This window comes from Acinetobacter nosocomialis (genome assembly GCF_041021905.1).
GTDB lineage: Bacteria > Pseudomonadota > Gammaproteobacteria > Pseudomonadales > Moraxellaceae > Acinetobacter > Acinetobacter nosocomialis.
The window spans coordinates 2,575,806-2,597,239 of the sequence record NZ_CP157432.1 but is presented as its reverse complement, the minus strand read 5'-3'; the positions used below and the strand labels follow the sequence as shown (position 1 = coordinate 2,597,239).

The following is a 21,434-nucleotide window of genomic DNA, read 5'->3' as shown; positions in this document are numbered from 1 at the left end:
TGAAGTATGTTTAAACACATGAAATAAATATAGGAGGATCATGATGAAATTATTATTTAAATCAATTGTGATGAGTAGCAGTCTGGCCGCGGTTAGTTTATTGGCCCCTTTAAGTACCTATGCAGAAACTACCACTAAACCCGTAGCTGTTGACGCTATCGATATTAATAAATATGTAGGTAAGTGGTATGAGATTGCGCATTTGCCTATGTTTTTTCAGCGTAATTGTATAGCCAATACAACAGCAACCTATTCGATTAACGCAGATAAAACCGTGGGCGTTTTAAATAGTTGTACGAATAAAAAAGGCGAAGTGATTTCATCTGAAGGTGTCGCTTATCCGCAAAATGAAGGTAATAGTAAACTAGAGGTAAGCTTCTTACCTTCCGGTTTAAGATGGATTCCTTTTACTAAAGGTGACTATTGGGTGCTCAGAGTTGACCCAGATTATCAAGTCGCTTTGGTGGGTGGACCAAGTACAGAATATTTGTGGATTCTCTCTCGTAGCCCTCAAATTGATCAAGCAACATATAACTCTTATTTGCAAACGGCAAAACATTATGGCTATGATGTTTCCAAACTCATTAAAACAACACAAACAAATTATTGAAATCGCTGATTATGTTGGCTTTTAAATTTGGCTCATAAATCTGTGAACTTCACATAAAATTCATTGCGCATTTTCTAAATTAGAACCAAAAGAAATGCTTTAGATCAGGAAGAATCAATGTCTAAATTTTTTCTACGCTGGATCGATAGCTGGTCAGATTCAGAAAATGCGCAAATGGATGCTTCTAGCGAATATGTCATTGAAAAGAAAATTCAATGGTTAAGAATCATACCTTTTATTCTATTACATATCGCTTGTTTAGCTGCTTTTTGGGTAGGGGTGTCTTGGTTTGCTGTGATTTTCATGCTTGGCTTTTACCTAATACGCATGTTTGCAATTACCGCTTTTTTTCACCGTTATCTTTCCCATAAAACCTTTCAAACCTCCCGTGTTGTCCAATTTATTTTTATCTTGATTGGAACCATGAGTGCACAGCGCGGACCATTATGGTGGGCAGCACACCACCGTTATCACCATCATTTTACCGACACCGAACAAGATCCGCATTCAGCGAAAGCAGGTTTTTGGTATTCGCATGTAGGCTGGTTTTTAAATGAGCAGAATTTTGCCACTCGAAAAAAAGTCATTAAAGACTGGTTGAAGTATCCGGAACTGATTTGGCTTGACCGATTTAGCTTACCTATTGTGATTTTGACGGCTTTGGCAATTTACGGTTTAGGTTCATGGCTGGCGCAGCGTTTTCCTGAGTTAGGTACCAATGGCTTACAGCTTTTGATATGGGGTTTTGTGATTTCTACTGTGCTGTTAACACATGCGACTTTATGTATTAATTCACTTGCGCATCGTTATGGTTCACGAGAGTTTAATACGGCTGACGATAGCCGTAATAACTTTTTCCTCTCTTTAATTACCTTAGGTGAAGGATGGCACAACAACCATCATTTTTATGCGGGTAGTGTGCGTCAAGGTTTTTATTGGTGGCAGATCGATATTACCTTTTATGTGTTAAAAGTCATGTCTTTATTTGGTTTGGTATGGGGATTAAAACCAGTACCAGAGAAGGTTTATCAATATAAAAAAATTAAAAATCTACCGATAGAAAAAATTGAAAATGGGGAAGTGTTATGAAAATTGCCATTATTGGTTCAGGTATATCGGGGCTTTATGCGGCTTGGAAATTGTCAAAACAACATCAGGTTACGATATATGAAAAAAATAACTATTTTGGCGGTCATACAGATACGCATGAGCTTGATATAGACGGCGCTAAGGTTGCGGTAGATAGCGGTTTTATTGTGTTTAACGACTATAACTACCCGTTATTTACTGACATGCTTAAAAATTTGGGAGTTGAAACCCAATATAGTGATATGAGCTTTTCGGTAAATAATTTGGTGAGTGGGCTTCAATATAATCCTTCAAAAAAATGGTCGCTCTTTGCTCGTCCGCAGAACTTTTTAAACCGTAAATTTCTACAAATGCTCTCAGACTTGCTGCGTTTTTACGATGACAATAAAGACATAGACGTGACAGATCTAGATCCTAATTTAGCGATTGAAGACTATTTAGATCAACATAAATACAGTGCCGAGTTCCGTTATGAGCATCTTTATCCGATGTGCGGTGCATTATGGTCGGCTCCGGTTGAGCAGGTAGGCCAAATTCCATATCGATTTGTGGTAAGTTTTTTTCAGCATCATCGCATGTTGCAGCTAAAAGAGCGGCCACAATGGCAAACGGTTAAACACGGTTCGGCAAGTTATATTCGTGCTATTCAAAAGAGTTGCCCATCGCTTGAATGGAAGTTTGCAGAAGTAAAAGGTGTGAGCCGTTCCCCTGAAACCGTGTGGATCGAAACTTCAGAAGGGCAAGCACAATATGACTGGGTGATTTTTGCAAGCCATGCTGATGATAGTCTAGCTTTAATAAAAGATGCTTCATCGCTTGAACAAGAAATATTAAGTCAGTTTGCTTATCAAGATAATCACATGGTGGTACACCGTGATCTTTCAATTATGCCTAAAAGCCGTTTGCAGTGGGCAAGCTGGCATGTACATGTAACTCCTACATCGCAAGTTCAAAACAGTGACTCTGCCATACATTATGGTTTTACCTATTGGATGAACAATTTACAAAACTTACCCTGCAAAACTCAGATTTTCTGTACTTTAAATCCCAACATGGAAATTAAAGCCGAAGATATTTTGGTTGAACGTCATTATCGACATCCGGTATTTGATGCAAAAGCGATTCAAGCTCAATCTCGTTGGCAAGAAATTAGTGGGCAAAATCGTACTTCATTTTGTGGAGCATATTGGGGATGGGGTTTTCATGAAGATGGCGCTCGCAGTGCAGCGCGTGTTGTTGAGCAACTCTTAGCGTTATAAAAATAAAACGGGAGCTTATCAAATGTTATTAACTAAACTGGCTATCGCTCCCGCACTTATTCGTCATAGACGTTATAGTCCCAAAACTCACCAATTTACATCGACCTTAAATTATTTATGGTTTGACCCAGATCAATTAAATGAAATTACACAAGATTGTTTATTTTGGTCGACTGATCATTGGAATGTATTAAAACTATCCGAAAGTGATTTTTTAAATATGTATAGCGGTTCGGTAAGGGATCGGGTAGGAAAAGCGCTACTGCAAAATAACAACTTATATATGGGTTCAGATTGGCAAATCAGAGTATTGGCTTTGCCTCGTTGTTTGGGTTTTCGGTTTAATTCAGTCGTATTTTATTTTGTTTTAAGTCAAACAGGCCAACCGCTATTTATTCTTAGTGAAATTACCAATACCCCGTGGAATGAGCGAAAAGTCTATACACACGACTGTATAAAACAACAAGGTCAGGTGGGTGATTATCAGAGTTTCGATTTTAACTTTGAAAAATCATTTCATGTTTCGCCGTTCATGCCCATGCAGTTGACTTACCGTTGGCGATTTAGTTTTTCAGACTTACAAAATGTTATTCATATGCAGCTCTTTGAAGAGAAAAAACAAGTCTTTGATGCCACTATGCGCTTTGAACTTGTGCCCATCACATTTCCTTCACAGCAATATCGATATGCTCTTATCAACAGCCTAGCGCCTTTTAAAATGCTGTTTTCCATATATTTAGAGGCATTTAAGTTGTGGCGAAAAAAAGTTCCATTTTATCGTCATCCTAAAAAGATCAAGGTAGATAAGACATGATAAAAACATTTCTTTATGGTGAAGATGACTCGCTACCATTACTGCTCAAGAGTCTTCTTAAATTACGTCATGGACAGATTACTTTTCAGGGCGCGTGGAATGGGACGGTCGGTGAAGTTTCAGATCTTCACGCTGTAATTGAAGTTCATAATCCTCTACTGATGGATCTCATTTTAAAAAATGGTGTTTTAGGAGCAGCAGAAGGGTATATCCGTGGTGATTGGAGCAGTGAGCAACTTGTCGAGTTGATTCAGATATTAGCGCGTAATCGAGATGTATTAGACCAAATCAACCAGAATGTTGTTGCCCAAGCCAGTCAGTTTTTTCTTAAGGCCTGGTATCAAAACCGGAAGAATTCCATAAGTGGTAGCCGTAAAAATATTGCTGAGCACTACGACTTAAGCAATGACTTTTTTAAATTGTTTTTAGATCCGACTTTAATGTATTCGAGTGCAGTCTTTGAAAATGAAACCATGACTCTCGAAGAAGCATCAGATTTAAAAAAAGAGATTATCTGTAAAAAGCTCGATTTAAAACCAATGGATCATTTGGTTGAAATTGGAAGTGGGTGGGGTGGTTTTGCAATTTATGCAGCTCAACACTATGGCTGTAGAGTGACCACCATTACCATTTCACAGGCTCAATATGATGAAGCCATTACTCGCGTAAATGAAGCAGGACTATCTCACCGAATTGATGTACAACTCAAAGACTACCGTCTGCTTGAAGGTAAGTTTGACAAGTTGGTGTCAATTGAAATGGTTGAGGCAGTTGGTGCACAGTATTTATCGACATATTTTGACCAGTGCAAAGCACTATTAAAACCAAAAGGTTTAGCGTTTATTCAAGCCATTACCATTGAAGATTTCCGCTATAAGAAAGCACTCAACACTGTTGATTATATTAAACGCTATATTTTCCCTGGTAGCTTTATTCCTAGCATAACTGTATTGACTCAAACCGCGTCTGAAAGTGGTTTAAGGTTAAAGTCTTTAAATGACATTGGTCTAAGTTATGCGCAAACCATTCATCACTGGCGAGCGCGATTTTTAGCAGCCCGAGAGCAGGTTTTGGCTTTAGGTTTCGATGAAAACTTCATACGTATGTGGGATTTTTATTTATGTTATTGCGAGGGTGGCTTTAAAGAAGGTGTGATAAGCAACGTTCACTTGTTGTTTGAAAGTAGCAGTTACTAACTCAAACACATCAAGCAAGGAGAATGCGCATGTTATGGAATTTATTAATTCTGGATTTACTGATCATGTTGCTCAGTTGGCTACTTGCAACTCTAAATGGTCGTGCCGGAATTGTAGACGCCGCATGGAGTTTCTGTCTGGCAGTGAACATTATTGTTTCTTCTTTACTCATTTCGGTTGCTCCTGTCGAAGTGCGACTGTTTATTGGTCTTTTCAGTGGATTATGGTTTTTAAGATTATTTTGGCACTTGTTAAGACGTTATCAATCTGAACAGAATGAAGATGGTCGTTACGCCAGTATGCGACAGGCAATGGGTAAGTTTCAGCATTTAGGTTTTTTCTTATTTTTTATCTTTCAAACCTTTTTAGTGCTTTTATTCTTTTTGCCGATGTGGATATTACTCAATGTAGAGGCAACTGCATGGGACAGCGGATATAAAATTACCCTAATTATTGCTGCTGTAGTTATGGGAATCGCCTTTATAGGAGAGCAGTTCGCTGATCAGCAGCTATACCGATTCAAATTAAACCCAGAACATCAGGGTAAAACCATGGACCAAGGTTTATGGCGCTATTCCCGTCATCCCAATTATTTTTTTGAATGGTTACACTGGTTTGCCTATCCAATTATTGGTTTAGCAGCAGGCCAATATTTATTGTGGATTTATCCGGTCCTCATGTGGCTATTTTTATATTACGTCACAGGTATTCCATTTAGTGAAAAACAGGCAATTAAAAGTCGCGGTCAAAATTATCTTGATTATCAACAAAAAACGTCAATATTTATACCGCGGAAACCAAAAAAATAGGTGCGCATATGGATTTTATCGTTCATCAGTCTTTGAAAATTGTTGAAAGTGGTGTGATTCCAGACCATGCAATTCGGGCTGCAATTCGAGCTTTAAGCAAAAAGCGTTTAATTCAGGAAGGCCGCTATGACCCTGAACAAGGGGCACAGCGCTATATGGATGTGCTTAATATGCTGAAAAAGAGCGAAATCGCCGTTGAAACAGATAAGGCAAACGAGCAGCACTATGAGTTACCAACCGAGTTTTTTCAGGCGGTGCTTGGAAAAAGACTTAAATATAGTGCATGTTACTTTCCCACCAAAACAACAACTTTAGATCAGGCAGAAGAGCTTGCACTTCAGCTTTATTGTGAAAGAGCACAACTTAAAAATGGTCAACACATTTTAGAGTTAGGTTGCGGTTGGGGTTCTTTAACTTTGTGGATGGCAGAAAACTATCCACGATCACAGATTACGGCTGTTTCAAATTCTGCAACCCAGAAAAAGCATATTCTCGGGCAAGCAAAGTTAAGAGGTTTAAGCAATATTGAAGTACTGACCTGTGATGTGAATGTTCTCGAATTAGACCAAGCCCGATTTGATCGTGTTGTATCGGTCGAAATGTTTGAACACGTTCGAAACTATCAGCGACTTTTTGAAAAAATTCAGCAGTGGTTAAAGCCGGAAGGATTACTCTGGTGTCATATTTTCTGTCATCGCTTTTTGCATTATCCTTTTGAAGTAAAATCAGACTATGATTGGATGTCTAAGTATTTCTTTACTGGCGGTTTAATGCCTTCGACTTCAACTTTTTTGCATTTTCAAGAGCATTTAGAGTTGGCTCAACATTGGCAATGGTCGGGTGAGCACTATATGAGAACGGCAAATGCTTGGCTTAATAATATGGATAATCAAGAGGAAGAGCTCAAGCCACTGTTTAAAAAGATCTATGGGAAAGATGCCAATATTTGGTGGCAACGCTGGCGTATTTTCTTCATGGCTTGTGCTGAACTTTTTGGTTTTGAACAAGGACAAGAGTGGGTCATTGGTCACTTTTTATTTAAAAAGAGATCATTGTAATTTCGATAGCCTATCTCGGCGATAAAATATGATAAGAACTCGAAACGATGGCAAAGCTCATCCATTAGCCCAAATGTTCAATCGATATTATTGGTTGCAGATTGGTCTAATTGCCTTATCAATTGTGGTCGGGTTGGCTTGTAGTGCTTGGGTGATTAAAGGCTCGTTACTTAAAACCGCTTTAGAACAAGAAATGGAACATTACTGGTTGCGTATAGAACGTAACCCAAATGCAGACCTGCCAGATACTAAAAATTTATATGGATATCGGTGGAATACTCAAGTAGCCCCACAACCTTTTAAAGATATGCATCTAGAAAGTGGGGTACATCGGATATTTGTTGATGGCAAAGAACGTATGACGGTATATGGTGAACGTAATGGTCAGCATGTACTGTTGGTATTTGGCGAAAGTAATGTCAATAAGCTGGTTTGGCTTTTTGGTCTCGCACCACTTATGTTTAGTTTATCTGTTTTATATAGCTTTTTGTGGTGGTCAAATCGAAGAGCAAGACGCTATTTTTCCCCTATTACCCGTTTGGCAAATGCATTAGAAAATATTGATTGGGCACACCAAGATACACAAGCTTCACCTTTTAAAGACATCAATACCAATGGCAATATGGAGGCGGAATATCTCAAACAAGCCTTGGAAAAATATCATCAGGTTTTAAGTGAATTTATTCGACGCGAGCGAGAATTTACCGGCGATGTCAGCCATGAGTTACGCACGCCGCTCACGATTTTAAAAGGCAATGTACAACTTTGTCAGACTAAATATGGAGAAGACAAATCTTTAACTCGTCTTCACAATACAATTGAAGACATGCAATTGCTCGTCGACACCTTGCTCGCAATTGCCCGTAATACGGTAAAAAATTTACCGTCTGAAAAGAATTTATTATCTGAAATTGTGAGGGATTTAGTCGAAAGTTTAGAAGGGGTAAGTGTGAGTAAAGGTATACATATTCATATTCACCCGGACTCAGCCGAACAACCACGCTGGTTATATCCTTCTATGACTAAAATGGTTCTAGGCAATATTTTGCGTAATGCTCTGAATTATTCCCAAGGTTCACAAATCGATATTATCCAACAAAAAAACAGCTTGATTATTGCTGATAATGGTATCGGAATTTCTTTACCTAATGATATGAAAGTTCAGGAACTTAGCGACTCGCAACTTTCTTTAAAAGCCAAAGGACACGGCATCGGGTTGCAATTGGTCCAAAAGCTTTGCAAACAATTAGGTTGGCGAGTTGAGTTGTTTGATCGGCAATATTACTTAACGACTCATCCTGAGCTGGACTTAGAGATGACCACAGGTTTAATAGTAGTCGTCTATTTAAATTAATCGGCAGTATCGTCTAAAGCAATTTTTAAACCGACGCCTGCTACTGTATGTAATAGTTTAGGGTCAAAAGGTTTATCTATCATTTTCCTTAAGTTATAGATGTGGCTGCGCAAAGCATCACTTTCAGGTTCTTCATCACCCCATAGCTCCATCATAAGTTCCTGTTTAGTTACTACTTTAGGAGACTGACGCATCAAAATTTTTAATAATTTAAATTGAATAGGGGGTAATTCGATATTGTTTCCGGCACGAATAACAGTTTGAGTTGCGCTGTCGAGAATTAAATCATGAATTTGAATTTTATGATTTGCGACTTCACCAGCCGCTCTCTTGATCAGTGCTCGAATACGCATGACCAACTCATTAAAATCAAATGGTTTAACTAAATAATCATCCGTGCCAGCAGTAAATCCTTTAAGTTTGTCATCTAAAGTATCTCTAGCAGTGAGCATAAGAATTGGCATATCAATGCCTTGTTCGGTTCGTAGCCAGTTACACAAGTCATAACCTGAGCCATCGGGTAAGTTGATATCGAGCAACAAAAGATGATAATGCTGTGACTTAAGAAAAGAACGTGCCGCATCTAAATTACGCGCATGATCGATGACGTAACCATGTACTTCAAGAAATTCACACACGGTCGCCGCCAGTTCAAAATGGTCCTCAACCATGAGGATAAAATGATTACCCATGAGATTTTATTAAGCCATTAATTTAATAGTTGTTGTTTTAATTTAGCATTAAATGGTTCAGTACCAAACCAGATTTTAAAATATTGATTTGCATTCGGATTAATTATAGAACCGAGTAGCTTCTGGTTTAATTTTAGCTCTAGTTTTTGATTTTCATGGTGATAAGAAAGACTATATAAATCTCCGCTCTTGATTGGTCTATAAAGCTCATTAATATGATTAAGCGGGGATTTCGCATCAAATCCACTAATATTCTTCTTTAAATAGTGAGTTGCTGCTCGCTTAAATGCCCACTCAGGAATATCTCGGTTATAACTAAAGTCCATTTTTATGCTTTGGTTCTGCCAACTTTTTAGGCAATCTTCAGAAAAGTAGCTAACATTTCCGACTTTTTGACTCGTTACCATTAAAGGAGCTGAACTGCATTTTTTCAGTTCAGCAGCATTTGCATGAGACGCAATTAAAATACCCAGTAGTATTAAGATTCGACTTTTTTGAATGGCAATATCCATTTATAAACTCCTCCAAATACAGGTAAAGAACGGTAGAGACCATTCGCAGGGTCCCAGAAGTCTTGTTGGAAAATAATTTGTTGTTGTTCATTAATTTTGATTTGACTAATGCCATAAGAAGCCATGGTTTTTGTACGGCCTAGCATTTTAAAGTCATAAGCCATATACCAATGAATATAGGCTGTATCTTGATGGTGAGTTGCGCTAATCAGTTTTACAGTGACGTTACTTACTCGTGCGTTCATACCCTCAAAGTGTTTAATTAGATCTTTTTTTTGCGAGAACTGGGAAAGTGTATCGTTGATATAGAGCTGATCCGCATAAAGTTGACTCGCATTACTTACAAAAGAAGGTGTGCCTAAAGTGTTAAACGCAGCAACAAAACGGTGACCAATCTCCAGTGCTTGCTCATCATTTAATGTGACGCCAGTAATTTGTCGTTCGGCTTTACCATAATCACCTGAGTAACTAGGCACGCTTTTGCATGCTGTTAGACCTACTAAGGTAATCAGCCCTAGGGCAGTGGTTATAATTTTCATATTTAAATCCTAGCCAACTTTATAAAATTAACTTAAAGAGGCTGTCGTGAAATTTGCGTGAATTCTTGAGTTTTTAGTTTTCACGTTAAAGGGAGAACTACAGATTCTTGTTTGCTTGTTTGAAGATAATTTTGAGGCTGTATATTTTTTAATATTAAAAATAACTAGGCTAAGAAAAGATAAACAGCAATTTCCTTCTAGTCATGCCAAAGAAGCTGTAAATTTTGCTTTAGAGCAAAAAAACTAATGCTAGTTCTGTTACTCATCACTGCTTTTAATTCTTTTTGAAATAAGAGCGGATTACTATCCAATTTGTTGAAAGCCAGCAGATGAGTGAACCGGCTGTAACCATAGCGGTTCCTTGCCAAAAGCTGATTGATAACTCGGTTTGTAAAACCAGCATGGCCAGTAAAGATGAAATGATTGGAGTGAAGTAAGAAGCCACCACTAGCATCGTGGTGTTGCCATGAATAATGCCAATATTCCATGCTGCATAACCTAGTCCAATTGCTGTAGAGGCAAAGACGAGAGATAAAGTCGTATTTAAATCGAGTGTAGGTAAAACAGCTTGACCGCTAAAGAATAGCTTTAACCACAATGTTAGAGCGACGCCAATAAAGAAAATAGAAATAGGGTTTTGTCCTTTACCTATTTTCTTGGTTAATACACAATACAAAGCCCAAATAATTGCACCTATAAAAGCCAAAATATAACTTAGAGGATTACTATAAAAATTGTCTATAACTCGACTTAGACTAAAATCGCCATTTCCGGTCTGAATAAAAGTAATGCCGAAAATCGAAATAATTAAACCTAAAATAATAAAGATATTAAATTTTAGCTCTTTAAAAATAACAAAAGCTAAAACAGTCAAGCTTGGCCAAAGGTAGTTCACAATGCTGACTTCAATCGCTTGTTGCGCTGTCTTTGAATAGGCAAGTGCAAACGAAAAGCAGAGTTCATAAGCGATAAATAAAATTGCACCTAAAATTAAATATTTTTTAGAAATTAACTTAAAGTTTGGCACTCTAAAAATAATAAGCAGTAGCAACGCACTTAGTGAATAGATCAGTGTAATGCCAACATCTGGTCCAATCACGGTCGTAATATGTTTTACAAAACCCACCATAGAGGCCCACATCAGGATGGCACTTAAACCAATCAATGTTGCTAAATTTTTTGACATAAGAAATAAATGAACTTAGTTGAACACCTGAGCTACAGTGAAAGTTAAAATAATTAAAGTAAGTCAGGGTAAAGGAATTTTTAATTAAAAAATAGGCACGGATAGATAATTACCTAATAAATGATTATCAGCAAACATAAATACTTTAGGTAATTAAACTAAATGTAAGGTATCAATTTATAGCTAAGCATTAAAGTAATGCTAAACGTCTAGAAAACACCCAGTTATGTATTAAAAGTTTAAAAATATAGCCGTTAATGCCGAGCACAGTTAAATAAATAAACTATAAGTCTCTCTCCTAAAGCATTACCCTGTGCATATTGCGAAAAAATAAGAAATGGAGATAAAAGATGCTTACACGTTTTTTACTGCCGACTTTAGGTACTACCGTTGTATGTGTACTTACAGGATGTGCTTCATCCTCTCAATATCCAATTACCGAGAGTTACGGTCCAGAACCAAAGTTACCTGAACCAAAAACAAGCTTAATTCCAACCGTAAATATAGCACCAGCGAAGGGCTGGCCTAGTGGTGTTGCACCAACTCCGGCAGAAGGCTTAAAGGTAAAAGCATTTGCTAAAGGACTTGAACATCCACGTTGGCTCTATGTATTACCGAATGGTGATGTATTGGTCGCTGAAACAGATGCTCCGCCTAAACCAGAAGACAGCAAAGGCATTAAAGGTAAAATTATGACTTTTGTGATGAGACGAGCAGGATCATCTCATCCGAGTGCTAACCGTATTACTTTACTTCGTGATACCAATGGAGATGGAATAGCTGACCACAAAACCGTATTTCTTCAAAATCTAAATTCACCATTTGGTATGGCACTGGTGGGGAACTATTTGTATGTTGCCAATACAGATTCACTTATGCGTTTCCCTTACCAAGAAGGCGCAACCAAAATTACTGCCAGTGGTACTAAAGTACTAGATTTACCGGGTGGTCCTTTAAATCATCATTGGACCAAAAACGTCATTGCCAATCGTGAAGGGACAAAGCTCTACATTACCGTCGGCTCCAATAGTAATGTAGCTGAAAATGGTTTAGATCAAGAAAAAGGCCGCGCACAAATTATGGAGTTTGACATCGCAAGTGGGCAGTCACGTCCATTTGCAACTGGACTGCGTAATCCAAATGGTATGGCTTGGCAACCTCAAAGCGGTAAACTCTGGACGGTGGTTAATGAGCGCGATGAAATTGGTAGTGACCTAGTACCAGACTATATGACCTCAGTTCAAGATGGCGCTTTTTACGGCTGGCCTTATAGCTACTATGGTCAACATGTAGATGTACGTGTAAAACCACAAAATCCTGAAATGGTGGCTCGGGCAATTAAACCTGACTATGCATTAGGTAACCATACTGCTTCTTTAGGCCTCGCATTTTATGCAGCCGAATTGATGCCACAATTTAGAGGTGGGGCGATCATCGGTCAGCATGGTTCATGGAACCGCAAGCCTCATAGTGGTTATAAAGTCATTTTTGTACCATTTAGAAGTGGTCAGCCTTCTGGTCCACCGCAAGATATTTTGACGGGGTTTTTAAGTGATAAAGGCAAAGCGTATGGGCGTCCAGTTGGGGTGGCAATTGATTTTTCAGGAGCTGTGTTAGTTGCAGATGATGTCGGTAATACGATTTGGCGTGTTTCACCAGTTGCTGAAACAACGTATGAGAGTCCAACCCAACAAACCATTAGTAGTTCAGTGACTCAACCTTAAAAAGGTTGGACAGAATAGGTCTATTTTATGCAAATATTACGGTTATCTGATTACCCTCAATACAAAGAAATGGCTGCACAGTGGTTCTCTGAAAAGTGGCAAATCCCTGTGGAAGCCTATCTTGAGAGTATCCAGATTTCCATCGATCAAAAGCATGCTATTCCACAGTGGTACATTGTTTTAAATGAAAATAAGCATTTAATTGCTGGAGCGGGAGTCATTGATAATGACTTCCATGAGCGTAAAGATTTAACCCCAAACTTATGTGCTTTATTTGTAGAAGAGAACTATCGAAACCAAAACATTGCAAAACACATTTTAGATTTTGTACGTGAAGACTTGAGTAATCAGGGCATCCAAACACTTTATTTAATAACAGACCATACCGAGTTTTATGAAAAATGTGGTTGGCGGTTTTTAACGTTGGTAAAGGATGAGGAAGGCGAGATGGTGCGTATGTATGTCGCAGATACTTTTTAATAGAATTTAAAAAGCGTCTATTAAAAAAATAGCCTCGAGTGAGGCTATTTTTTATGACTTATTTATTTTTAAAATTTTTAATAATCATCAGAAGGGCAACCAGTGACAATAAAATAATAAAACCAATATAACTATTTGCTGTACTCATCAGCCCAATTTTACCTACAAAATACCCCGCTAAAATCGCTGGAATACTAAAAGCCAAATAGCTTTCAACAAAAAAAGCAGCCATAAGGCCCGCACGTTCTTCAGGAAGAGCCAATGGCATTACACTACGAATGGCCCCCATAAACGCCGTACCAAAACCAACTCCAGTAATAATAGAACCTAAAAATAGAACTACAGCATTGGTTAGGTTAATGGCGATGAATAAGACAATAGCACCGATAGCAATCGAGAGCGTACCGGTTAATAAAATACGGAAATTTGTCGACTTTCTAAGCGTTAATATACCTGCCGCACCTGAAAGGGCGAGCGCCATAAAGGTAATACCATTTAGCCATGCAGATGAAGTATGGAAAATTTTTGCCAATAACGATGGCATGAGTGACAAGAAGAAACCACTAACCATCCATAGTGCAATATTAATTGGACTAATAGTCAATAAAGCGCTTTTCGTTTGTGGAGGAATCGCCATCGCAGGTTTTAAAGAGGCAAGTGCGCCGGATCTTTTTTGCGCTGTTTCAGGAGTAAGAAAACTTAAAATGAGTTCCAAAATAAGAAGAAAGCATAAGAACTCAAAAACTACCCGTAAGGGTTGAGTAGAAAACTGTAAAATAGAACAGGTCAGAAAAATCCCAACAGCCATGCCTATCATGGGTGCGATACTATTAATCAGTGAACCATGTAACTTACTAAAATCTAAAATTGCTGCCCCTATAGCAGAAACTGCAAGACCAGTTGCTATACCTTGTAAGCCTCGTGCAATAAATAACATTGAAACATCTGATGCAAATAAGAAAAAACTCATCGAAATAATTTGCAGAGAAATAGCGGCAATGATGACTGGACGACGTCCAATATAGTCAGACAGTGACCCAATAATGAGTAATGATCCCAGCAGTGTAAAAGCATAGGTTGCAAAAATTAAAGTCAGTGTGACAGGTGAAAATTGCCAGAGCTGTTGGTATAGGCGGTAGAGTGGGGTTGGTGCACTAGATGCAGCCATAAATGTCATGAGCGTAATTGTATTGAGTGTCAAAGCACTCGCGGCATCTAATTGAAAAACAGCTCTTGACCGTTTTGAACTTGAATTGTTCATAGAACATGAATAACATAAAAGCGAATATTTAGCTTTTATACATTATTTTTACACTAAAGCAAATCCTTAGCTTTAGTGTATTTTGTATATAGATATAAATATTTATAAATTTTTCGAGACCTTTACAGAGTTTATAAATGGCAAAAGTTGTTACTGGATTACGCCCTGGTGGCCGTAGCGAAAGAATACAAACCGCGGTACATAATGCTGTAAAAGAATTACAAAAAGATTTCGAGCAAAGCCAGATTACCATTCCAATGATCGCTTCACAGGCGGGAGTAACACCTTCAACTATTTATCGTCGATGGGGAGACATCAATCAGTTATTTTCAGATGTAGCTTTAAATGAACTTAAACCTGATATGGAACCCAAAGATTTAGGTTCGTTTAAACAAGATATCACAGCATGGGTTGAGCAATATTTTGAAGAATATGCTTCGGAGGTGGGACAAGATTTATTACGAGATGTTCTGTATACATCAAATTCGGATTCTAATGCACGTATGTGCGAAAGTTTAATTATTCAGCAACTCGACATTATTCAAAATCGTGCAAAATTACGAAATGAGTTCACTATACCGAACCAAGAAATTATCGAAACTGTAATTGCTCCCATGTTATTTCGGATTCTATTTACCAATCAGGAATTAAATTTAGATTATGTACGTAGTCTTTTAAAACGCCTATTTATTTAAAATCATAGAAATATGTTCGTCTTTTTAGTTAAAAATGGCTCATTTAATTAGCCTAAGCATATAGGTTTTTGTTTTTATTAAACAATTATATATCAATATTTCTTATTATTTAAAAATTAAATTCTCATAATTTAGAATAAATATGAATTTATTTTAATCATTTACTTTTGAAATGATGATTTTAGTCATTATAAGATTAATACTGAAAGCATTTAAGGAAGTTTTAAAGAATATAAATCATATAATAAACATTGAGTTATCTTGAATTTTAATTATTTTTAAGAAATTTAATTTTTTAAAAATTCCGTAAAATAATTGTTTTGTATACAAAAATATACATGATTTTTGAATTTAACATTTTTTAAATTTATGACACAGGGTGTTTTTTATTCTTTACAATGACTTCACTTCCTTTAAAGCAGCTTGTGGTGCACGCTTTATATTTTATTTTTTATCCCCATCGAACAGGTATTTAGATAATGGATTTCAATACCCTTGACCAAGAAACGGTACAGAAAAAACAGAAGTTTCACCAAATTTTGTATGTACAGGTCATTTTTGCAATTATTTTAGGCGTTTTAATAGGTCATTTTTACCCTGAACTTGGACAAAGCTTAAAACCGCTTGGTGATGCATTCATCAAGATCGTTAAAATGATTATTGCTCCCGTAATCTTTTTGACCGTGGTTACTGGTATTGCCAGCATGACGAACATGAGTCGAGTTGGACGTGTGACTGGTAAAGCTATGCTATATTTCATTACTTTCTCAAGTCTTGCACTTGTGGTTGGTATGATTGTGGCAAACATCATTCAACCTGGTAAAGGCCTAAATATTGATCCAGCGACCTTAGTCAGCGATAAAGTAAATACTTACGTTGAGAAGGCTCATGCTACCAATATTACTGACTTCTTCATGAATATTATCCCGCAAACACTGGTAAGTCCGCTTGCTGGTGGTGAAATCTTGCAGGTTCTATTTGTGGCGGTGTTATTTGGTATTTCTTTAGCTGCTTTAGGTGATCGTGCGCGTCCAATCACTGATTTCCTAAATAACCTTACTGCTCCAGTTTTCTACTTAGTTGGCATGTTAATGAAACTTGCGCCAATTGGTGCTTTTGGGGCTATGGCATTTACTATCGGCGCATATGGGATCGAATCAATTGGTAATCTATTACTGTTGATTATGACTTTCTATATTACAGCTGTGCTGTTTGTATTAATTGTTCTAGGTGCTGTGGCGCGCTATAACGGCTTTTCAATTATTGCTTTGATTCGTTATATCAAAGACGAGCTTTGGTTGGTTTTAGGTACAAGTTCATCTGAAGCTGCTTTACCTTCCCTCATGGATAAAATGCAAAAAGCAGGTTGCGAAAAATCTGTAGTGGGCTTAGTCATTCCTACAGGTTACTCATTTAACCTTGATGGTACTAATATTTATATGACTATGGCTGCTTTATTTATTGCACAAGCATGTAATGTAGACTTATCCATTAGTGAGCAGCTTGCATTACTTTTAGTGGCAATGGTGAGTTCAAAAGGTGCAGCAGGGGTAACGGGCGCAGGCTTTATTACACTGGCCGCTACTTTGTCGGTTGTTCCATCTGTACCAGTGGCAGGTATGGCGCTAATTTTAGGTATTGACCGTTTTATGTCTGAGTGTCGTGCTTTAACTAATTTAATTGGTAATGCATGTGCAACAATTGTTGTTGCTCGTTGGGACAAAGCTCTGGACAAGGACGTTCTAGATAAAGCATTAGGAAAATCTAAAACGAATTAATTATTTAAAATTTTAATTCGAAATAAAAAACCTGTAGCAATTGGCAATTTGGGAGAGGCGCCATGCTACAGGTTTTATTTTATCTAGTCGAAAATTTAATTTAAAAAAACTATCTTCTATGTAAATGCTTAATTATGGGAGGTCAGTATAAAATTTCTCACAAACTCTCATATAGATCTACTTATGAAGTAGAACTTTTGAGGTGCCTATACTAAAAATAGTATATGCAAAACAGCTCAAGCTTACGCTTTTAAGTGATCCTCAAACTCTTCACCTAATTGCATCGCTAAGGCATTACCAGCCAAATCACACGTGACTAAACCATATTCTTTTTTAAAACTGAAAGTGAAACCTTTTCCATCGGCAAGATTTTTAACCGAATATCCTAATTTTTCTAACCAAATACGGAACGCAATTAAATTTTTAGCTTTAACAACCTTTTTCACGTGAGAACTCCTTCTATCCGTGTCTTACACCTTATTTATTAATAGGGATTTACTAGGATTTTTTAAAGGGGGAAAACTTTGTTTTATTTTGCAACTTGTAAAAAAAGTAATAGAGATAAACCAATCTTCTTCATTTTATGAATTTATTCAGTTTTTGTGTAATCATTTTTATCACTAATAAAATTTAACTATTTAATTTTTATAATTATTTTAAAATATAAGAATTAGAGTAAATTTTAATCAAAACAAATTAATTTAAAATCAATAAATGTAAAAAATAATTTCACGAAACATGCCTTATTCAAAAAGATACAGTTCTTAAAATTAAACTGTATCTTTATATAAAGCCAAAAAATTAGAAATTATCTTTTAAACTACGTAATTGAGCGAACTCATCTACACTTTCAGCACGTAAAAATGGATTGGTTGCCAACTCAAGTTCAATACTACTTGGTAGGGTAATTTTACCTTCCGTGCGAAGCTTACGAACTTGTTCTGCACGTTCTTGTAAGGCATGATTTTCAGGTTCTACGCTTAAAGCAAACTCAGCATTAGAAAGCGTATATTCATGTGTGCAATAGACTTTAGTTGTGGTTGGAAGGGCAGCAAGTCGATTTAAAGAGTGATACATTTGTTCTGCCGTACCTTCAAATAGTCGGCCACATCCCATTGCAAACAAAGTATCTCCACAAAAGAGCGCATTCAACTCTTCAATAAAATAAACAATGTGTCCTAAGGTATGACCAGGTGTCGCAATAATCTCTGCTTTTAAATCATTAAACTTTAGATGGTCATCATGTTGAAGGGGATGGGTAATACCAGGAATTTTACTTAATTCGTCTCTTGGACCATATACAGCTAGAGTGGAATTTGCCATTAAATCTGCAACGCCACCAATATGATCTTTATGCCAATGTGTAAGCCAAATTTGCTTTAAAGTTAAATGATGCTCATCACAAAATTGAGTGACTAACTCAGCTTCTGTTGGATCAACTGCAACAGCTTCATGAGTTTCAGTATCTTCTAAAATCCAGATATAGTTTTGTAGGGCATTTTGCACATCAATAAAATGAATTCTATAACGCATTGTTTTTATCCTGAAACTAAATCCAAAGAGTAAATGAGTAATCGCTAATTCTGATGATAACAGAAAATGCTATTAAGCCACGTACTCAACTGTTTGATGACAAAAACTTCTAAAAACAAAAAAAGCCCCCGTTTAGGGAGCTTTGATTTGTATATAAATGATTTAACGTATCTTAGAGAGCCAGTTGCCCAAAGTCTGTACAATCTGTACTAAGAGCAAGAGGATAATCACTGTTAAAATTACGACGCTTGTATCAAAACGTTGATAACCATAAGAAATTGCTAAGTCACCAATACCACCAGCACCAACCGCACCCGCCATAGCAGTCGCGCCGATAAGGCTAATCGTAGCAGTTGTTAAGTTCAAAATAAGAGAACTGCGAGCTTCAGGTAAAATAAAGCGTGAAATAATCTGCCAAGGCGTTGCACCCATTGCTTGAGCAGATTCGATAATTCCTTCATTTACTTCAAGTAGGGAAGTTTCAATAAGTCGGCCCATATATGGTCCAACATAAATCGTTAAAGGAACGATTGCCGCCCATGTACCAATCGAAGTACCTACCAAGAACTTTGTAAGTGGAATAACTGCAATAAGTAAAATAATAAATGGCAGAGAACGCAATGCATTTACAATTGGGTTAAGCAAATGATAAATGAATTTGTTTGGTAAGATCCCTTCAGGGCGAGTTACAAGCAGAATAATGCCTTGGATGAAGCCCCAAATACCACCAAATATAAGTGCAAAGAACACCATATTAAAGGTTTCTTGTAATGCAGTTACAAACTGGTCCATAGAAAGGGAACTTTGCCAGAAAGGCTGAGTAAGTTCAGTTAACCATTGTACGATTAAATCTCTCATACTTGATCTCCTGATTGAACTACGCTCACTTCATTTTTCTCTAAAAACTCAATCGCTTGACTGATCAACTGCGGGTCACCTAAAAGCTGTACAAACATTTGACCAATCACTGTGCCATTAATTTCAGTCATATTGGCAAATAAGATATTTAAACTAATATCATATTGTTTAATAAGTGACTGAATTACAGGTTCTTGAGCCGAACGTCCTAAGAATTGTAGGCAATAGATGCTGTGGTGATGCTGATTTTCTAATTGATTTAGAATGTTAACTGGTAACTGCTGATGTAAAACAGTTTGTATAAAGTTTTTAGTTGTTGGATGCTGAGGATTACTAAAAATATCAATAGTTGAGCCTTGCTCAATCACTTTACCAGCTTCCATAACTGCAACATGGTCACAAATAGATTCAATGACATCCATTTCATGAGTAACCATAACAATTGTGATTTTCTGTTCTTGATTGATTTTCTTTAAAAGCTCTAGAACTGATTGAGTAGTTTGCGGATCTAGTGCAGATGTGGCTTCATCACATAATAAAATTTTAGGATGGTTTGCTAAAGCACGCGCAATACCAACACGTTGCTTTTGACCGCCAGAGAGTTCATCTGGATAGGCATCTTTTTTATGCTTAAGATCAATAAACTCTAATAATTCATTTAAACGCTTTTCACGTTCTGCTTTTTTATAATTTAGCAGGCGCATTGGCATTTCGATATTTTCAGCAACTGTTTTGGTTTGAAGCAAATTGAAATGCTGAAAAATCATACCAATATTTGCACGCTCCTGACGTAATGAACGTGCATCTAAAGCAGTGAAGTCCTTTTGATTAATAATAATCTGACCTTCATTTGGTCGTTCGAGTAAATTAATCAGGCGAATTAAAGTACTTTTACCTGCACCACTATAGCCAATAATGCCGAAAATACTGCCCTCTGGAATCTCTAAATTGATTTGATCGAGTGCGCGTATGGTTTGGCTTTTGAGCTGATAGTGCTTTGAAATGTTTTTAAATTGAATCATATCGTCAGAAACTATGCTTGAAAGAAAAAACAGGCAAAGATAATTTGCCTGTTTCACGTTTGGGCTATTATATTACTATTTAGCTTCTGAGAGATAGCTGATTGGTTTGTCTACGTCAACTTTTGTTCCACCAAAGTGTTCTTCAATGTATTTTTTAACAGCTGCAGTGTGGTAAAGCTTACCAACTTTTTGCAAGACAGGATCATTTTTACGTGATTCAGCAGTTGCTAGAACGTTTACACTAATTTTTGAGATTTGATCAATAGGTTCATAGAACATAGAATCTTTGAGTACGTTTAAACCTCCCTCGAGTGCTATGGTATTATTTAATACAACTGCATCAAATTCATTTTTAAGACGTAATGCAGTTTCCATTTTGATTGGTTTGATGTTGATCTTTTTGGGATTTTCGATAACATCAATTGGACTGCCCTGAACAGGATTATAGTCAGCTTTAAGCTTGATTAAGCCAGCAGTTTGTAACAAGAGTAGCGCACGAGATTCGCTGGCAGCATCATCCGGGATTGAAATAATTGCACCTTCAGGAAGTTCTTCAATTTTTTTGTATTTACTTGAATAAATCCCCATTGGCTCAATATAAGTGGTAGAAACCGCTGCAATCTTATCCGGGTTTGAATTATTAAATACAGTAAGATAAGAATAAGCTTGGAATGCGTTCAAATCTACTTCTTTATTTGCAACTGCTGTATTCATTGAAACGGAGTCTGAGAAGTTTTTTACTTCTAACTTCAGTCCAGCAGCTTGGGTTTCAGGTAAAGATGCGATATAACGCCAAATGTCAGCATCCGAACCTGTAGAGGCAATTACTACCTTTTGTACTTTGGAACTATCATTGTTTTGTTCGGCTTGTTGAGCATTTTCTTGTTTGCTACATGCTGTCAATAATACTACTGACATGCTTAAAAAAAGGCTGATCAGCTTTTTCATTTAAAAAAGTCCTGATT

22 protein-coding genes are annotated in these 21,434 nt (G+C 37.0%); 12 read left to right on the top strand and 10 right to left on the bottom strand.

The window, feature by feature from the left end:
- Positions 1 to 43 precede the first annotated feature (43 nt).
- The 8 genes from ABLC00_RS12115 to ABLC00_RS12080 all read left to right on the top strand — a co-directional run bounded on the left by ABLC00_RS12115 (position 44) and on the right by ABLC00_RS12080 (position 8,189).
- Complete coding sequence (locus ABLC00_RS12115) at positions 44 to 610, top strand: lipocalin family protein (protein ID WP_002049130.1); 567 nt, start codon at positions 44 to 46, stop codon at positions 608 to 610.
- A gap of 117 nt (positions 611 to 727) precedes the next feature.
- A complete protein-coding gene (locus ABLC00_RS12110) occupies positions 728 to 1,699 on the top strand; it encodes an acyl-CoA desaturase (protein ID WP_033846037.1) in 972 nt (323 codons plus the stop codon).
- Positions 1,696 to 2,958 (top strand): NAD(P)/FAD-dependent oxidoreductase, encoded by a 1,263-nt coding sequence (locus ABLC00_RS12105; RefSeq protein WP_033846036.1) that lies wholly within the window; start codon positions 1,696 to 1,698, stop codon positions 2,956 to 2,958. The genes ABLC00_RS12110 and ABLC00_RS12105 overlap by 4 nt, the downstream gene beginning before the upstream one ends.
- 22 nt (positions 2,959 to 2,980) lie before the next feature.
- Positions 2,981 to 3,772, top strand: coding sequence for a DUF1365 domain-containing protein (locus ABLC00_RS12100; RefSeq protein WP_022575458.1), 792 nt, complete (start codon positions 2,981 to 2,983; stop codon positions 3,770 to 3,772).
- The gene (locus tag ABLC00_RS12095) at positions 3,769 to 4,968 is read left to right on the top strand and encodes a cyclopropane-fatty-acyl-phospholipid synthase family protein (protein ID WP_004886395.1); all 1,200 of its coding nucleotides are present in this window, start codon (positions 3,769 to 3,771) and stop codon (positions 4,966 to 4,968) included. The genes ABLC00_RS12100 and ABLC00_RS12095 overlap by 4 nt, the downstream gene beginning before the upstream one ends.
- A gap of 29 nt (positions 4,969 to 4,997) precedes the next feature.
- On the top strand, positions 4,998 to 5,777 hold the full coding sequence (locus ABLC00_RS12090) for a DUF1295 domain-containing protein (protein WP_033846035.1): 780 nt from the start codon (positions 4,998 to 5,000) through the stop codon (positions 5,775 to 5,777).
- A gap of 8 nt (positions 5,778 to 5,785) precedes the next feature.
- Positions 5,786 to 6,835 (top strand): cyclopropane-fatty-acyl-phospholipid synthase family protein, encoded by a 1,050-nt coding sequence (locus ABLC00_RS12085; protein ID WP_002049152.1) that lies wholly within the window; start codon positions 5,786 to 5,788, stop codon positions 6,833 to 6,835.
- 28 nt (positions 6,836 to 6,863) lie between these two features.
- Positions 6,864 to 8,189 carry a HAMP domain-containing sensor histidine kinase gene (locus ABLC00_RS12080; RefSeq protein WP_004708017.1) on the top strand — a complete coding sequence of 442 codons (1,326 nt, stop codon included), beginning with the start codon at positions 6,864 to 6,866 and terminating at the stop codon, positions 8,187 to 8,189.
- On the opposite strand, the gene ABLC00_RS12075 is transcribed toward ABLC00_RS12080, so the two are convergent.
- From ABLC00_RS12075 to yddG, 4 genes are all read right to left on the bottom strand, one after another.
- Entirely contained in the window at positions 8,186 to 8,881 is a 696-nt protein-coding gene (locus ABLC00_RS12075; protein WP_004708019.1) for a response regulator transcription factor, read from the bottom strand. The two genes, ABLC00_RS12080 and ABLC00_RS12075, sit on opposite strands and share 4 nt — an antisense overlap.
- Before the next feature lie 17 nt (positions 8,882 to 8,898).
- The gene (locus ABLC00_RS12070; protein ID WP_004886410.1) at positions 8,899 to 9,393 is read right to left on the bottom strand and encodes a chalcone isomerase family protein; all 495 of its coding nucleotides are present in this window, start codon (positions 9,391 to 9,393) and stop codon (positions 8,899 to 8,901) included.
- Positions 9,360 to 9,932 (bottom strand): nuclear transport factor 2 family protein, encoded by a 573-nt coding sequence (locus ABLC00_RS12065; protein WP_017393557.1) that lies wholly within the window; start codon positions 9,930 to 9,932, stop codon positions 9,360 to 9,362. Before ABLC00_RS12065 ends, ABLC00_RS12070 begins: the two co-directional genes overlap by 34 nt.
- Positions 9,933 to 10,206: 274 nt before the next feature.
- Positions 10,207 to 11,118: an aromatic amino acid DMT transporter YddG gene (gene yddG, locus ABLC00_RS12060; RefSeq protein ID WP_004886412.1), complete on the bottom strand. Its 912-nt coding sequence runs from the start codon at positions 11,116 to 11,118 to the stop codon at positions 10,207 to 10,209.
- A 350-nt stretch (positions 11,119 to 11,468) separates the two neighbouring features.
- On the opposite strand from yddG, the gene ABLC00_RS12055 reads away from it, so the two are divergent.
- Positions 11,469 to 12,842, top strand: a complete 1,374-nt coding sequence (locus tag ABLC00_RS12055) for a sorbosone dehydrogenase family protein (protein WP_004886413.1) — start codon at positions 11,469 to 11,471, stop codon at positions 12,840 to 12,842.
- Positions 12,843 to 12,869: 27 nt separating this feature from the next.
- Positions 12,870 to 13,322, top strand: a complete 453-nt coding sequence (locus tag ABLC00_RS12050; RefSeq protein ID WP_004886414.1) for a GNAT family N-acetyltransferase — start codon at positions 12,870 to 12,872, stop codon at positions 13,320 to 13,322.
- Positions 13,323 to 13,380: 58 nt separating this feature from the next.
- On the opposite strand, the gene ABLC00_RS12045 is transcribed toward ABLC00_RS12050, so the two are convergent.
- Complete coding sequence (locus ABLC00_RS12045; protein WP_006580569.1) at positions 13,381 to 14,583, bottom strand: MFS transporter; 1,203 nt, start codon at positions 14,581 to 14,583, stop codon at positions 13,381 to 13,383.
- Between the two features lie 137 nt (positions 14,584 to 14,720).
- Between ABLC00_RS12045 and ABLC00_RS12040 the strand changes: the two genes are divergently transcribed.
- Both ABLC00_RS12040 and ABLC00_RS12035 read left to right on the top strand, forming a co-directional pair.
- The gene (locus ABLC00_RS12040; protein WP_002049198.1) at positions 14,721 to 15,278 is read left to right on the top strand and encodes a TetR/AcrR family transcriptional regulator; all 558 of its coding nucleotides are present in this window, start codon (positions 14,721 to 14,723) and stop codon (positions 15,276 to 15,278) included.
- Between the two features lie 479 nt (positions 15,279 to 15,757).
- Positions 15,758 to 17,056 (top strand): dicarboxylate/amino acid:cation symporter, encoded by a 1,299-nt coding sequence (locus ABLC00_RS12035; RefSeq protein WP_002049225.1) that lies wholly within the window; start codon positions 15,758 to 15,760, stop codon positions 17,054 to 17,056.
- 242 nt (positions 17,057 to 17,298) lie between these two features.
- Here ABLC00_RS12035 and ABLC00_RS12030 read toward each other — a convergent pair whose 3' ends face one another.
- The 5 genes from ABLC00_RS12030 to ABLC00_RS12010 form a co-directional block, all read right to left on the bottom strand.
- Complete coding sequence (locus ABLC00_RS12030) at positions 17,299 to 17,502, bottom strand: hypothetical protein (protein WP_000758190.1); 204 nt, start codon at positions 17,500 to 17,502, stop codon at positions 17,299 to 17,301.
- A 355-nt stretch (positions 17,503 to 17,857) separates the two neighbouring features.
- A complete protein-coding gene (gene gloB / locus ABLC00_RS12025; RefSeq protein ID WP_004708027.1) occupies positions 17,858 to 18,589 on the bottom strand; it encodes a hydroxyacylglutathione hydrolase in 732 nt (243 codons plus the stop codon).
- A gap of 162 nt (positions 18,590 to 18,751) precedes the next feature.
- Positions 18,752 to 19,447 (bottom strand): methionine ABC transporter permease, encoded by a 696-nt coding sequence (locus ABLC00_RS12020; RefSeq protein WP_004708028.1) that lies wholly within the window; start codon positions 19,445 to 19,447, stop codon positions 18,752 to 18,754.
- Positions 19,444 to 20,469 carry a methionine ABC transporter ATP-binding protein gene (locus tag ABLC00_RS12015; RefSeq protein ID WP_004708029.1) on the bottom strand — a complete coding sequence of 342 codons (1,026 nt, stop codon included), beginning with the start codon at positions 20,467 to 20,469 and terminating at the stop codon, positions 19,444 to 19,446. Before ABLC00_RS12015 ends, ABLC00_RS12020 begins: the two co-directional genes overlap by 4 nt.
- A gap of 75 nt (positions 20,470 to 20,544) precedes the next feature.
- Complete coding sequence (locus tag ABLC00_RS12010; RefSeq protein ID WP_004708030.1) at positions 20,545 to 21,417, bottom strand: MetQ/NlpA family ABC transporter substrate-binding protein; 873 nt, start codon at positions 21,415 to 21,417, stop codon at positions 20,545 to 20,547.
- Positions 21,418 to 21,434 lie beyond the last annotated feature (17 nt).

Coding starts and splice junctions, on each gene's coding strand:
- ABLC00_RS12010 (WP_004708030.1), bottom strand. CDS start 21,417: ATGAAAAAGCTGATCAGCCTTTTTTTAAGCATGTCAGTAGTATTATTG.
- gloB (WP_004708027.1), bottom strand. CDS start 18,589: ATGCGTTATAGAATTCATTTTATTGATGTGCAAAATGCCCTACAAAAC.
- ABLC00_RS12050 (WP_004886414.1), top strand. CDS start 12,870: ATGCAAATATTACGGTTATCTGATTACCCTCAATACAAAGAAATGGCT.
- ABLC00_RS12045 (WP_006580569.1), bottom strand. CDS start 14,583: ATGAACAATTCAAGTTCAAAACGGTCAAGAGCTGTTTTTCAATTAGAT.
- ABLC00_RS12040 (WP_002049198.1), top strand. CDS start 14,721: ATGGCAAAAGTTGTTACTGGATTACGCCCTGGTGGCCGTAGCGAAAGA.
- ABLC00_RS12080 (WP_004708017.1), top strand. CDS start 6,864: ATGATAAGAACTCGAAACGATGGCAAAGCTCATCCATTAGCCCAAATG.
- ABLC00_RS12085 (WP_002049152.1), top strand. CDS start 5,786: ATGGATTTTATCGTTCATCAGTCTTTGAAAATTGTTGAAAGTGGTGTG.
- ABLC00_RS12015 (WP_004708029.1), bottom strand. CDS start 20,469: ATGATTCAATTTAAAAACATTTCAAAGCACTATCAGCTCAAAAGCCAA.
- ABLC00_RS12110 (WP_033846037.1), top strand. CDS start 728: ATGTCTAAATTTTTTCTACGCTGGATCGATAGCTGGTCAGATTCAGAA.
- ABLC00_RS12070 (WP_004886410.1), bottom strand. CDS start 9,393: ATGGATATTGCCATTCAAAAAAGTCGAATCTTAATACTACTGGGTATT.
- yddG (WP_004886412.1), bottom strand. CDS start 11,118: ATGTCAAAAAATTTAGCAACATTGATTGGTTTAAGTGCCATCCTGATG.
- ABLC00_RS12095 (WP_004886395.1), top strand. CDS start 3,769: ATGATAAAAACATTTCTTTATGGTGAAGATGACTCGCTACCATTACTG.
- ABLC00_RS12115 (WP_002049130.1), top strand. CDS start 44: ATGAAATTATTATTTAAATCAATTGTGATGAGTAGCAGTCTGGCCGCG.
- ABLC00_RS12105 (WP_033846036.1), top strand. CDS start 1,696: ATGAAAATTGCCATTATTGGTTCAGGTATATCGGGGCTTTATGCGGCT.
- ABLC00_RS12100 (WP_022575458.1), top strand. CDS start 2,981: ATGTTATTAACTAAACTGGCTATCGCTCCCGCACTTATTCGTCATAGA.
- ABLC00_RS12075 (WP_004708019.1), bottom strand. CDS start 8,881: ATGGGTAATCATTTTATCCTCATGGTTGAGGACCATTTTGAACTGGCG.
- ABLC00_RS12055 (WP_004886413.1), top strand. CDS start 11,469: ATGCTTACACGTTTTTTACTGCCGACTTTAGGTACTACCGTTGTATGT.
- ABLC00_RS12090 (WP_033846035.1), top strand. CDS start 4,998: ATGTTATGGAATTTATTAATTCTGGATTTACTGATCATGTTGCTCAGT.
- ABLC00_RS12020 (WP_004708028.1), bottom strand. CDS start 19,447: ATGAGAGATTTAATCGTACAATGGTTAACTGAACTTACTCAGCCTTTC.
- ABLC00_RS12035 (WP_002049225.1), top strand. CDS start 15,758: ATGGATTTCAATACCCTTGACCAAGAAACGGTACAGAAAAAACAGAAG.
- ABLC00_RS12065 (WP_017393557.1), bottom strand. CDS start 9,932: ATGAAAATTATAACCACTGCCCTAGGGCTGATTACCTTAGTAGGTCTA.